The following is a 12,802-nucleotide window of genomic DNA, read 5'->3' as shown; positions in this document are numbered from 1 at the left end:
CGGCCCGCGCCCGCGCCGCACGTCAGCGCCGCCGGTGCAGCCACCGCGCGACGGCGACCGCGCGGGCCCTGGCGGCCGCGGGGGTGGTGAAGGCGGTCAGGTTCACCGGCGGGGCGAAGCGCTGGACCGTGACCGACTGCGGCGCGGTGAACGCCTTCAGGCCCTCCTCCCCGTGGATGCGCCCGAAACCGGAGTCCCCGGAACCGCCGAACGGCAGCGCGGGGACGGCGGCGAAACCGAGCACCGAGTTGACGGAGACGGCGCCGGCCCGCAGCCGGGCGGCGATCGCGGCCCCCGCCCTCCGGTCGCCGCAGAACACCGAGGCGGCCAGCGCGTAGGACGAGGCGTTCGCGCGCGCCACCGCCTCGTCCACGTCGGCCACCGCGTTGATCGCCACGGTCGGCCCGAAGGTCTCCTCCCTCATCGCGGCCGAGTCCTCCGGCACGTCGGCCAGGACGACCGGGGACACGTACCTCCCGGACACCGACGCGGACCCGCCCAGCAGGGCACGCGCACCGGCCGCCAGCGCCTCGTCCACGTGCCGCCGCACCACGGCCGCCTGCCCCGGCATCGTCATCGGACCGTACACCGCGTCCGCGTCCGGGCCCACCGGCAGCGCACCGGCCCGCTCCACCACCTTGCGGCAGAGCGCGGCGTGCACCTCCCGCACGGCGTAGACGCGTTCGACGCCCGCGCAGGTCTGCCCGGCGTTGCTCATCGCGCCCCACACGACGGCGTCCGCGGCGGCGTCGAGGTCGGCGTCGGCGGTGACGACGACCGCGTCCTTGCCGCCGCACTCGGCGAGGAACGGCGTCAGCGACTCGGCGCACACCGCCATCACCTTGCGCGCGGTCCCCGGTGAGCCGGTGAACGCCAGCTTGTCGACACCGGACCGGGCCAGCGCCTCGCCCGTCGCGGCCGCCCCGGTGACGGTGCCGAGCAGACCGGCGTACCCGGGCACCGCCGCGTCGAAGAGCTCGGCCAGCAGCACGCCCGTGCCGGGGGTGTGCTCGGACGGTTTGAACACCACGGCGTTGCCGGCCGCCAAGGCGTAGCCGATCGACCCCATCGGGGTGTAGAGGGGGTAGTTCCACGGTCCGATCACGCCGATCACGCCGAGCGGCCGGTGGACCAGTGTGGCGCGCTGGTTGGCGGCCAGCAGCCCGGAGCGCACGCCGCGCCGCCGCAGCACGCGCCCGGCGTTGCGCGCCGCCCACGACAGGTGTTCGAGGGTGAGGACCACCTCCAGCTCCGCGTCACCGCGCGGCTTGCCGGTCTCGGCGGCGATGGTGTCCGCGACGCCGTCCAGCGCGGACGCGAGCCGTTGTTTGAAACGGAGCAGGTGGTCGCGGCGCCGGGACGCGGGCTCGGCCGCCCAGCGGTCCCCGGCCGTCCGGGCCCGCCGCACGGCGCCGGCGACCTCCTCCGGCCCGGCGACCGGGTGGTCGGCGAGCGCCTTGCCCGTCGCCGGGCTGTGGACGGTGAAGGTCGCGGGGTGAGGCGTGGTGTCCCGGGCCGTCTCGGTCATCGCTGCTCCTGAGGTGTGTTCCGGTCCGCCGGGCGGCCGGGCGACGTCACGGCCGCCGAGGGCTCGTCCGCCGAGGGCTCGTCCGCCGACCGCCGGGAGGCGGGCTGCTTAGGGGTGGGCTGGTGGGGGGTGACCCGCGCCTCGCCGTCGTGCACGGCGACGACCGACGGACGCGGCTGCTGGTCGGTCGGCCGAGAGGGGATCGACTGCTGGTCGGTCGGCCGAGAGGGGATCGACTGCTGGTCGGTCGGCTGCGGGGGGATCGACTGCTGGTCCGTCGGTTGTGGGGAGGCCGGCCGTTGGTCGGTCGGCCGCCGGGAGGCTGACCGCTGGTCGGTCGGTCGCGGGGAGGCCGGCCGCTGCTCCGTCGGTTGCCGGTCGGCCGGCGTTCCGTGTGCCGGCGGCTGGTCCACCGGCGGCTGGGGAGCCGGGGCCGTTCCCGCCGGGTGCTCGTCCCGGAGCGGCTTCAGCGGCCTGGTGTGGGCCCAGTGCGGGCCCAGGTCGTCCAGGGTCCATCCGAAGGGGTAGCTACGGGGCTGCTGCCGGTACGGCCACCAGTTCGGCCGGGGCGGCAGGCGGCGCACCACGGCCGCCCGGACGCGCAGGGCGCGGTGGGCGGCGCCGCGGACCGGCCGCGGCTGCGCGGGCAGGCCCAGCGCGGTGAGCAGCGGTTCGTCGAGGAGGGCGAGCGAGGCGCGCGCCGCCAGCGGCCGCAGCAGCCTCGGATACCACTGGGTGACGACCCGCAGCGTGGCCGCGGCGACCCGCCGGTTGGCCGGGTCGTACGCGAACATCTCCCGCTCGTAGCTGTCGTGCAGGTGCGCGAACCCCGCGTAGTCGGCGGGCAGGTCGCCGATGCCCATCATGCCGCCCATGCGCCGCCCCACGAGCGCGATGCTCTCGGTCTCCTGTTCGCACAGGGGCCGCCAGCCGTACCGGTCGATCCACCGTTTGGGGCCGACCACGGTCGTGGCCAGGACGTACAGGTAGTCCTCGTTGGGTATGCGGTAGCGGCCGTGGATGCGGTTGAGGTGGCGGGCGGCGGCCCGGGCGCGCTCGGAGTCCATGCCGTCCACGACCATCTCGTGGGCGATCAGCACGGTGTCGTCGTACCGCTTCTGTCCGGCGCGCTCGAACTCCTGGGTGCGGTCCAGGAGCTGGGAGATGCGCGGAACGCCGTAGTCCCGCAGGAAGGCGATCGAGAGGCCCTGGAGGTAGTCCCAGGGGAACTCGTACCGGGTGACCCAGTGGAAGATCTCCTCGTAGTCCTGCCGCGGGTCCATCTGCTGGATGCGGTGGAGCCGGCTGTAGCGGCCCATGGGCGGTCTCTCCTAACGGTGCCTGCTGCGTATGGACAGGTCGGCGAAGTTGACCGTCTCGGCGTCGACCAGGACCTGGCCGGCCTCCACCGCGGTCACCGACAGCTTCGGCAGCTGTACGGCGATGGGAAGGTTCGCCGGGACGATGTCGGCCCCGACGCAGATGCGCGGGGTGCCGACCCCGAGGACGGGGATGGTGATCGAGCCGGTGAGCTGGGTGACGTAGATGTCGACCTGCGGGATGTCGAGGTCGACGTCGATCGTCTGGACCTGGCCCGCGCTCTCCAGCCGGAAGGCGTAGTCGTCCGCGACCAGCCGGTCGGCGTGCACCCACAGCACCTTCAGCTGCCGGCCGTCGGCGGTGGGCAGGTAGGTGGCGCCGTGGATGATGGCGCCGTAGGCGGTCAGGGTGTCGGCGCCGACCTCGGGGTAGAGCGGGCTGACCGGGTAGGTGGCCCGCGGGCGGCCGGGCTGGTCGCCGATGACGATCGGCGGGCGCAGCGCGGTCAGGTCGTCCGGGTCGTCGGCGGTCTCGCCGGGTGTCGCCTCCTCCGGCTCCTGGTCGGGGTTGGGGAGTCCGCCGGTGTCGATGCCGGTGAGGCACGGGAGCGTCACCTGGGCGGCGCCGGCCTTCTCCTCCTCTTCCTCTTCCTCATCCTCCTCCGTCGCCCTGCCGTCGTCCTCGTCCGGGGAGGGTGTGGCCGAGGGGGAGGAGGAGCCGGAGGCGGTGGGGGTGGGCGCGGCCGAGCCGGTGGCGCCGGAGGCCTGGCCGCCGGTCGCCGACACGGTCGGGGCGGGGGTGGGGGAGGGCGACCCGGCGGACTCCCACGGCCAGGTCAGGGTGGGCCAGGGCAGGGGGAACACGTCCGTGCCCGGTGCCGCGGCGGCGGTGCCGGCGGCCGGGAGTCCGGCCGCCGCCACCACCGCGCTCACCACGAAGAGGACCGCGCCCCGCACGGGCCTCCGGCGGCTGCCGGAGCGGGCGCGGTCCTCACGGGCTTTTGGGGCGGCGCCCTCCCCCCGCGCGTCCGCCCCGCCGGTCATGGCGTCGGCGGGCACCGCCGCGGCCGCGGCGTCCCGCTCGGCGCCCGACGCCCCGGACCGGGGATCCGGGCCGTCGCCGTCCGCCGCCCGCTCGGGGTCGGGCATCCAGCCGAACGCCATCGAGGAGCCGATCAGTCCGGCCAGCATGCCGATGCCGAAGCCGCCCAGGTTCGTGGTCGCCATCGACGTCAGCGAGGCGATCGCGGTGACGACGGAGACGAACATCCGCTGGTCAGGCTTGAAGAGGAAGAACAGGCCGCCCGCGATCAGGACCAGGCTGATGCCGACGGCCGACATGGCACCCACCCCGATCTTGATCATCAGGGGGAGCGGGGCCATCGGGATGGCGACCATCTCCACGCCGCCCGCGATGACCCACACCGCCGCCCAGAACGGACGCCTTCGGCGCCAGCCGCGCAGGGAGCGGCGCAGCCGGGGCGCGGGCAGGATCCGGTCCAACCAGTCGCCGGTCTCACGGGCCAGTTCCGACAGGAAGCCGAAGACGAAGCTGAACATGACCGAGTCCGTCCGTCGTCGCCGTCAGAAGCACTGCTTGCCGGAACGGCTGAACTCGATCTCCAGCTTCTCCAGCGTCAACGTGCCCCCGTTCGCGGAGTACGCGGTGCTCCGCACGTCATGGGCGACGGCGGTGCTCGCCTGGACGCCGAACGTGCCCTCGGGGCCGGTCACGCCGGGCGCGCCGGTCAGGGTGGAGGCGTCCCGGCCGGCCTGGACGCCGGTGACCTTGCCGCCGCCGCCGGTGAGGGCGTCCGCGTTCACCACGAGGTCGCTTCCCTCGAGCGGCTTGTCCGCCCCCGAGTGCACCAGCATGGTGACGTCCCCGACCAGCGGCAGATTCTGCTTGAGCGAGACGCACACGTCGGAGACCGTGCCGCCCTTCACGGCGGCCAGCAGGACCGGCTTGGCGTCGCTCGCCGAGCTGCCGATGGAGGAGGGGAACGAGGACACGCCCTCCGCGGTGACCTCGGACGCCGACACCTTGAACGCGGCGCCGGAGACCGCGAAGGAGGCGGCGAGCGCGCCCTGGGCGAGGGCGATGCCGAGAGCCCCGACGGCCAGGGTGCACGGGACGAACATGACGGCGCTGCGCTTCCAGTGCGTACGACCCGCACCCGGGGTATTCGTCCGGTTATAGGCGTATCTGTCACTCATGGGGAGTCCCTTCCGCAGGACCGGAGCGATGGCGGCGAGCTCTCGGGGGCCATCGGTGAGTCGAAGATACAAAAACTATTGACTTGTTTCACCGGGCGCGTCAATACTCCGGACACAACGGAGAAACGGAGGCGTCATGACCGCTCTGCCGCACATGTCCGCCGACCCAGAACCCGCACCCGACAAGGGAGTTGGCCCCTCGTCGGAGGTGAGGGCGCCGCGCCGGGGCGGAATGGCCTGGCGCCACTTCGGTGACGCCCGCTCCACCCTCATGGCGCCCCAGTTGCTGCTGCTCCAGGTCGCGCATCCCGTCGTCGGCGCCGGGGTCGCGGACCACAGCAACTTCCGCGCCGAACCCTGGCCCCGGCTGATCCGCACCCTGCTCTCGCTGAGCACCGTCATCTACGGAGGGCAGGCCGCCGCCACCGCCGAGGCGCGCCGCCTGATCCACGTCCACGCCGGGATGAAGGGCACCGACTCCGCCGGCCGCCGCTACCACGCCCTCAACCCGGAGGCCTACCACTGGGTGCACGCGACCCTCGTCAAGGGGCCGGTCGACGCGCAGCGCCTGTTCGGCAAGGGCATGGCGGAGCAGGACCTAGAGGAGTACTACCGCGAGATGCGGGACGTGGGACGGGTCTGGGGCCTCAAGGACCACCACCTGCCCCCGGACTGGGCGGCCTTCAGCGCCTACTACGACGACATGGTCGACAACCGGCTGGAGCACAACCAGTCCGTGCAGGACGTCCTCGACGAGCTCGCCCACCCCGCCAAGCCGTTCTCCTGGCTCCCGAACCCGCTCTGGCGGCCCTTCGCCCGGATCGCCGCCCACTACGCCCTGCTGGTCACCGTCGGCGGCCTGCCGCCCCGGCTGCGCGACCGGCTCCACCTCACCTGGAGCCGGCGGCAGGAGCGCGCCCTGCGGCGCTTCGCGCTGCTGGTACGGCTGCTGATGCTGCTCGTCCCGCCCCCGCTCCGCATCACGGGAACCCTCGCCATCGCCTACTGGGCCACCCACCGGCCGGGCACCGAGCCCGCCGCGCGGCGCCCGCTGGGGGCGTGGTGACGTGAAGGCCACCACCGAGCCCACCCCGCTCGCACCGGACACCATCCTCTGGGACATCGCCGGAGATGTGCGTCTCCTGCTCTCGCTGCCCGCCGCGCTCGTCCTCCAGGTCGCCCACCCCGCGGTCGGCGCCGGCGTCGACGACCACTCGGTGTTCCGCACCGACCCCTGGGGGCGGGCCGAACGCTCCCTGGAGTCACTCCAGTTGTGGGTGTACGGCGGCGAGCGGGCGATCGAGGAAGGGCGCCGGCTGCGCCGTCTGCACAAGACCATCAGCGGCACCGACAGCCGGGGCCGCTCCTACCACGCGCTCACCCCCGCCTACTACGCCTGGGTGCACGCCACCGCCTACCCCGTGTTCCTGCGGGCGGCGCGCTACCTCTCCCGCCCGCTCGCCCCCGACGACGAACGCCGCCTCTACGACGAGCTGCTCCAGCTCGGCGGCATCCTCGGCATCCACCCCCGGGACATGCCGAAGACGCCCGAGGAGTTCTGGCCCTACTTCGACGCGATGGTCGACCGGGAGCTGGAGCGGACGGCCGTGGTGGACGAACTGCTCGACCCGCGCCGCCCCGTGCCACCGCCCCCGGGAGCCGGTGCGCTGCTGCGCCGCGTCTGGCCGGTCCTGCGGCGCCCGCTCGCCCGCCTGCACGTCTTCGTCACCGCCGGCCTCCTCCCGCCCTCCTCCCGCGACCGCCTCGGCGTGACCTGGACATCACGGGACGAACGCCGGCTGAAACGCCTCGGTGCCGTCGTCCGCACCGTCGTTCCGCTGCTGCCGGAACGACTGCGCTACCTGCCCACCGCCCGGGCCGCACGGGCGAGGGCCGCCGCGACGGCACACGCTGCCGCCGTCCGCGGCGAACCGGCTCCCGGCCTGCGATGACGCGGCCGCGACCGGGGCGGCGATCCAGCGGCGACCGTGGCCGCCGGATCGTCGCCGGATCGTCGCCGGCCCGCCGCCGGATCGTCGCCGGGCCGCCGTCGGATCGCCGCCAGGCCGCCGCCCCACCGCCGCCGAACCGCCCCCACCCCGCCCCCGCCGCGCACCGTCGTCCGGCGCCCCGCCGTCCCGTCCCGTTTGACGGGCCGTTTCGTGATCGATTACGTTCCGGCACGTCGGGCCGGGCCGGCCCGGCGCTGGTGGCATGTTCAGCCGGTGGCACGACCCCGGGCCGGCAAGGCCTGAGGGGTCGTGGGTGCGGACCGAGTCGCCAGGAGAGCCCCGCGCGTCCGAGGCGGGTACGTGCCCCCCTGCGTCTGGAGCCCGTTTGTCCCTGCACCTGACGCGCGTCCGTCCGCGCCGGTCCGTAACGGCGCTGGTGGCGGCCGCCGCCGTCTCGCTCCTGGTCGCCTCCTGCTCCGCCTCCGAGGACTCCCAGGACCCCGAGGAGAAGCCGGCCGCGGCGGAGGTGACGCCTCCCCCCGTCCACGGCGGCTTCGACTACCAGCTCGGCGGCGCCTACCCCCCGCCCGCCGGCACCTCGATCGTCGCCCGTGACCACACGGCGTCCCCCGCACCGGGGACGTACTCCATCTGCTACGTCAACGCCTTCCAGGCCCAGCCGGACGCGGAGGGGGAGTGGGCCGACGACCTGCTGCTGCGCGACGTGGACGGCGAGGTGGTCGTCGACCCGGACTGGGACGAGGCACTCCTGGACATCCGCACCGAGGCCAAGCGCGAGCGGGTGGCCCGCACGGTGAACGCCTGGATCGACACGTGCGCGGCCAAGGGCTTCGACGCCGTTGAGCCGGACAACTACGACACCTACACCCGCGCTCCCGACGGCCTGCTCACCGCCGAGGACGCCAAGGCGTTCCTCGCCCTGCTGGCCGGCCACGCGCACGCCAAGGGGCTGGCCGTCGCGCAGAAGAACACGCCGGACCTGGCCGCCGACCGCGAGGAGGTCGGCCTGGACTTCGCCGTCGCGGAGGAGTGCGGCAGGTACGACGAGTGCGACGCCTACACGGCCGCGTTCGGCCGGCACGTCGTCGACGTCGAGTACGAGAAGCGGGGCATGGAGCGGGCCTGCGCGGGCTGGGGCGAAGAGATCAGCGTCGTCCTGCGGGACCGGGACGTGCTCCCGCGGGGCGACTCCGGGTATGTACGGGAGACCTGCGACAGTCTCTGATCCCGGCCCGCCCCCGGGTGGGGGAGCCGGCTGCGGGGCGCCGTCCATGGTGGCGCGCAGGCGCGCGCCGGCCGTGCGCATGTGCTCGGGCATCGCCCTGTCCGCGGCCTCCGGGTCACGGTCGCGGATGGCCCGCAGGACCGCGTCGTGCTCGCACAGGGTGCCGCTGAGGGTGCCCTCGACGTCGCTGACGCGCTCCACCCCGTGGGATCCGGCGACACCAAATCGGATGGGGAGTGGCCCCGTACCGCCGGAACGGCCTGACGCCCCCGCGCGACGGCGAAACCGGGTGGAACCGCGGAGCCGGCGCCGCCTACCGTCGGCCCCATGGTTGACGCATGCTTCGGGCGATCACGGCTCGCCGCGCTCTACGACCCTCTCGACCCCGACCGCGGCGATCTCGACGCGTACCTCCGCATGGCGGAGGAGTTCGCGGCGCGCAGCGTGCTGGACATCGGCTGCGGCACGGGGGTGTTCGCGCTCCTCCTGGCCGATCGCGGCATCGAGGTCGTCGGACTCGACCCTGCCGGGGCGTCCCTCGAGGTGGCCCGGGGCAAGCCGGGCAGTGACCGCGTGCGCTGGATCCACGGTGACGCGACCGCGCTCCCGCCGCTGCGGGCCGACCTGGCGACGATGACGGCGAACGTGGCCCAGGCCATCGCGGACCCGGAGATCTGGCGGGAGACCCTGCGGCGGGTCCACGCGTCCCTGCGGCCGGGCGGGCGCCTGGTGTTCGAGACCCGGGACCCGGCCCGGCGCGGCTGGGAGGAGTGGAACCGTGAGGACTCGTACGGCGTGACGGACGTCCCCGGCGTCGGCGTGGTCGAGCGCTGGCACGAGGTGACTGACGTCAGCCTGCCCCTGGTGACCTTCCGGACGACCTACGTCTTCGCCGAGACCGGGGACGTGCTGACGTCGCGGTCGACGTTGCGCTTCCGCGAGCGGCGGGAGGTCGAGGCGGACCTCCTCGCGCACGGCTATGCGATCGACGACGTCCGCGACGCCCCCGACCGCCCGGGCAGGGAGTTCGTCTTCGTCGTACGACGCCCGCGGGAGGGGCACGGGTGAGACCGGGTACGGGGCGGACGGGGCGGTGACGAGCGCACGCCGCCCCGGCGCGACCAGGGGTACGCCGGCCGGACGGGCGGGCTGCCCCCGGCACGTCACACCTGTCCGCGTGCGGAAGCCGGTCCGTGTGCGGACGGTGCCCCACGTCGACGCCGGAGACCGTCCGGACGCGGGCGCGCGACCGCTCCCGCGTCGTGCGGCCCGGCCTCCCGGAGCCGCGGTGGCGGCGTCCGGAGGCCGGGCCCCCTCCTTGCGTCAGGCGATGGCCGCCTGGCGGTGGGGGACGAGCCGTACCGGACCGACGAGGCCGTGATCCTGGCGGGCGGCGCCGCCGAAGACCGCGGGCTGGGCGACCCGGAGCCGGTTGATCAGCGGCGTGGCCACCTCGATCACGATCTCGTTCGCACCGGCCCGCAGCGCCGACCCGAGGTCGACCACGGGATCCAGCCGGTCCGCGGCCGGCAGCCGCGTGCCGTTGACGGTGACCCGGAACGTGTCACTGACCTGACCGAGTTCCAGCGTCGCGCCGTGGGAGCCGTCCCAGCCGGCGGGCAGGGTGACGGTCGTCCGGTAGCGGCCGATGCCCGCGGAGTCGGCCAGTTCGGGGATCTTCGACCACGGCAGCAGGGTGTCGAGGGTCAGGGACCGCGACGTGCGCTCGGTCCGCGTCGCGGAGGAGCCGGGGCCCCAGTCCTCCACCTCCAGCCGCCAGCTCGCCGGGACGACCGGCTCGGGCACCGTGTCGAACGTCGTCGTCACGGTGCGTCCCGTGGACAGGCGCGTGGTGTACCGCCCGGCCGCGGTCGCCCGGACGGACAGGCCACGGGTCGTGAAGCGCACGCTGTCGGCGTCGGTGGCCGTCGCGTACGGGCGGTTGCCGTCCCGGTCCCCGAACAGGCCCGGACGTCCGAGTACGACGATCGTGCTCTGGCCCGGCTGGAGGGTGACGCGGAGGGTGAACTCCTCCCCGTCCCGCGTGTAGTGGCCGGCCCGGGTGACCGCGCCCGACCAGGGGTCGAGCAGATACGGCACCGCGGTGCCGCGCCCGGAGCCGCGGAACGTGCGCCGCACGGTGACGTCGTGGTCGATCGCCGCCACCGCGGGTTTCACGGTCTCCGCGTGCTTGCCGTTGCAGAAGTAGTAGAAGTCGGCGTCGTCGGTGACGCGATGGGCGTTCAGGAGCGTCGAGGACGCGGAGTGCCGCACGTCCGGTGTGACGCCCAGCCGGGCCAGGGCGTCACCGACCGCGGTCTTGTCCGTGATCCGCACGACGTTCGGCAGGCCGAGCAGCCGGGTGAGGACCTCGGTCAGGCTGGCCGTCTCGCCCTCCGCGGGCACTCCCGGGGTGAGCGGCTGGTCGAAGGCGCCGAGCAGGACCACCGGAAGCCCGTCCCGGGCCAGCGCCAGGACGGCCTTCGCGTCGGCGAGTGCGAGCGTGGGGGTGGAGGAGTAGAAGAAGTCTCCCTCCACGAACAGGGCCTTGTAGGCGGGGCCGTCGGGCGCGAGGCGGCCGTCGTCGACGGTCGCGGCGGGCAGGGCGAGGACGGGCCCGCTGAGGAACTGGTGCGTCCAGCCGAGCGGTACACCGGTCGAGGTGAACCAGGAGGCGCCGATGCCGGTGGCGGTGTAGCCCGTCTGGCGGAACACGGCGACGTCCGCGCGGGCCTTCCCGGCCTGGAGCACCCGGTGGACCCGGGAGAGGTAGCCGGAGACGTCCTCGACGTGCTCCCAGGTGGGCTGCCGGGGACCCCACGACTCGCCGTAGCCGGGGGCGCCGTTGTACGGGCTGAAGGCGGCGAAGCCCGGCCAGCTCACGTTCGGCGCGGTGGCGTAGGAGAAGCCGTGCAGCACGGTCTGGTTGACGCCGGCCGCGTAGGCGCCGCCCATGGTGCGCAGGAAGCGGTCCCAGGTGGTGCTGTAGGCGGAGCCGTTGTAGGCGCCCGCCTCGCAGGACAGCACCGTGTGCCCGGCCATGTCCCGGCCGCCCGCCAGGCAGCGGTAGTCGTCGAGGTTCTTGAAGCCGAGCGACTCGCCCTCGGCGATGTCCAGCAGGGCGGCGGAGGCGATCGCGTCGGTCTGCAGGCCGTACGGCTGCGAACGCAGCTCCATGTGCAGCGAGTGCGCCCAGTCCCGCAGGGCGCCCAGGTGATGACGGTTGAACAGCTCGGAGACGGCCTCCCAGAAGTCGTGCCGGATCTGCCGGGTGAGCTGGGCCTCGAAGGCGAACACCTGGTTGCTGTTGTCGAGGACCAGGGCGGGCAGGTACGGCAGGAGGGGACGGCCGGTGTGCTTCTCGAAGGCCTCGGGGAGCCGCGAGGTCCAGACGAGACCGTCCGTCTCCAGCTCCACCGAGTCCTCGAAGAACGCGCCGCCCGCGGCCGTCAGCAACTGCCGGAGCGTGGACGTCAGGATCCGGTCGTCCCAGAAGCCGGTCACCGCGGCGGTGCCGGCGGCGCTGAAGTGGTCGACGACGTACGCGGCGGGCGAGGAGTGCGGGCCCGACTCGGGCTGCTGGGCGGAGCCGCGCTGCCAGTAGGAGATCAGGACCCAGTCGCCGTCGTCCGGTGCCGTCCAGGCCAGCGCGCCGTCGGCGACCGTGGCGGTCAGGTCGAGCACGCTGGCCAGGTCGAGGCCGGTCTCCTTGCGGGTGGAGTTCGCGGTGTCGACGCGGGCGGCCTGCACCGCGATCAGCGACTGCCGGGTGACGCCGGAGGCCGGGGCGTGGACGGGCGGGGGAACGGGGCCCTGGTAGGTGCTCCCGGCGGTCAACGAGACACGGCCGTAGGCGAGTTCCTGCGCCGCGGCGTCGTCGTCCGGGCCCAGGCCCGGGACGGCGACGGGCCAGGCGGGACCGAGGGTCAGGTCGATGGTGACCCCGCGTCGCGCGGCGCGCCGCAGCGCCGCCTCCACACCCTCCCGCCAGGGCCCGCTGCCCCAGCCGTGGTGCTCGGTGTCCAGCACCGACTTGTCCTTGATGCTGTGGTGCACGGCGGCGATCTCCATGCCGCCGAAGCCCGCGTCGGCGATCTGGTCGATCTCGCGGGCGATCTCGTCCGGGTCGACCAGGCCGTCGGGCCACCACCAGCGGAACCTGGGGCGCACGGAGGCCGGGGGCCTGGCGAACCAGTCGGCTCCCGGGGCCTGACCGGTCGCGCCGGTCGCGGGAACCGCCTGCGCGGGGGAGGCGGCCCCGAAGGTGAGCGCGGCTCCGGCGGTGAGTCCTGCGGTCACGGTGAGGACCGAGCGGCGCGTCATCCCGCGGCGCTGGGGGACGGGTTCGTGCATGTGCGCATCCCTAGGTGAAGGGTGAGAGGTGGGCGTCACCGGGATTGAATCGATTCAATCCACGGTAAACGCGGGAACGCTAAGCCTGTGGATCGACCGGGGTCAAGATGTGTGCGGCATGTGTGTCCACGGTGTGTGAGGGCGGGTCGCCGCGGGGCGGGGCGAGTTGCCCCGGTATCGGAGCGCG

At 74.1% G+C, this 12,802-nt stretch carries 8 protein-coding genes and 2 pseudogenes; 4 read left to right on the top strand and 6 right to left on the bottom strand.

Features of this window, described 5'->3' with window-relative positions:
* Nucleotides 1-22 precede the first annotated feature (22 nt).
* The 4 genes and pseudogenes from ACFV9M_RS17175 to ACFV9M_RS17160 all read right to left on the bottom strand — a co-directional run bounded on the left by ACFV9M_RS17175 (nucleotide 23) and on the right by ACFV9M_RS17160 (nucleotide 5,064).
* Nucleotides 23-1,528: an aldehyde dehydrogenase family protein gene (locus tag ACFV9M_RS17175; RefSeq protein ID WP_385063402.1), complete on the bottom strand. Its 1,506-nt coding sequence runs from the start codon at nucleotides 1,526-1,528 to the stop codon at nucleotides 23-25.
* Nucleotides 1,529-1,971: 443 nt separating this feature from the next.
* Nucleotides 1,972-2,847, bottom strand: a pseudogene (locus ACFV9M_RS17170) (oxygenase MpaB family protein); the annotation flags it as partial.
* A 12-nt stretch (nucleotides 2,848-2,859) separates the two neighbouring features.
* Complete coding sequence (locus tag ACFV9M_RS17165; protein ID WP_385063400.1) at nucleotides 2,860-4,407, bottom strand: DUF6114 domain-containing protein; 1,548 nt, start codon at nucleotides 4,405-4,407, stop codon at nucleotides 2,860-2,862.
* Nucleotides 4,408-4,431: 24 nt separating this feature from the next.
* Nucleotides 4,432-5,064, bottom strand: a complete 633-nt coding sequence (locus ACFV9M_RS17160) for a DUF6230 family protein (protein ID WP_385063398.1) — start codon at nucleotides 5,062-5,064, stop codon at nucleotides 4,432-4,434.
* 136 nt (nucleotides 5,065-5,200) lie between these two features.
* On the opposite strand from ACFV9M_RS17160, the gene ACFV9M_RS17155 reads away from it, so the two are divergent.
* The 3 genes from ACFV9M_RS17155 to ACFV9M_RS17145 all read left to right on the top strand — a co-directional run bounded on the left by ACFV9M_RS17155 (nucleotide 5,201) and on the right by ACFV9M_RS17145 (nucleotide 8,262).
* Nucleotides 5,201-6,130: an oxygenase MpaB family protein gene (locus ACFV9M_RS17155; protein WP_385063396.1), complete on the top strand. Its 930-nt coding sequence runs from the start codon at nucleotides 5,201-5,203 to the stop codon at nucleotides 6,128-6,130.
* A gap of 1 nt (nucleotide 6,131) precedes the next feature.
* Nucleotides 6,132-7,016: an oxygenase MpaB family protein gene (locus tag ACFV9M_RS17150; protein WP_385063394.1), complete on the top strand. Its 885-nt coding sequence runs from the start codon at nucleotides 6,132-6,134 to the stop codon at nucleotides 7,014-7,016.
* Between the two features lie 391 nt (nucleotides 7,017-7,407).
* Complete coding sequence (locus ACFV9M_RS17145) at nucleotides 7,408-8,262, top strand: endo alpha-1,4 polygalactosaminidase (protein ID WP_385063430.1); 855 nt, start codon at nucleotides 7,408-7,410, stop codon at nucleotides 8,260-8,262.
* A 39-nt stretch (nucleotides 8,263-8,301) separates the two neighbouring features.
* On the opposite strand, the pseudogene ACFV9M_RS17140 reads toward ACFV9M_RS17145, so the two are convergent.
* Nucleotides 8,302-8,463: pseudogene (locus ACFV9M_RS17140) on the bottom strand (FCD domain-containing protein); the annotation flags it as partial.
* A gap of 126 nt (nucleotides 8,464-8,589) precedes the next feature.
* Between ACFV9M_RS17140 and ACFV9M_RS17135 the strand changes: the two are divergent.
* Nucleotides 8,590-9,330 carry a class I SAM-dependent methyltransferase gene (locus ACFV9M_RS17135; protein WP_385063391.1) on the top strand — a complete coding sequence of 247 codons (741 nt, stop codon included), beginning with the start codon at nucleotides 8,590-8,592 and terminating at the stop codon, nucleotides 9,328-9,330.
* Between the two features lie 255 nt (nucleotides 9,331-9,585).
* On the opposite strand, the gene ACFV9M_RS17130 is transcribed toward ACFV9M_RS17135, so the two are convergent.
* On the bottom strand, nucleotides 9,586-12,615 hold the full coding sequence (locus ACFV9M_RS17130; RefSeq protein WP_385063389.1) for a glycosyl hydrolase: 3,030 nt from the start codon (nucleotides 12,613-12,615) through the stop codon (nucleotides 9,586-9,588).
* Between the last annotated feature and the right edge of the window lie 187 nt (nucleotides 12,616-12,802).

Origin of the sequence: Streptomyces sp. NPDC059895, assembly GCF_042731035.1 — a bacterium.
Classification (GTDB): domain Bacteria; phylum Actinomycetota; class Actinomycetes; order Streptomycetales; family Streptomycetaceae; genus Streptomyces.
This window is presented reverse-complemented; position numbering and strand designations above follow the sequence as displayed.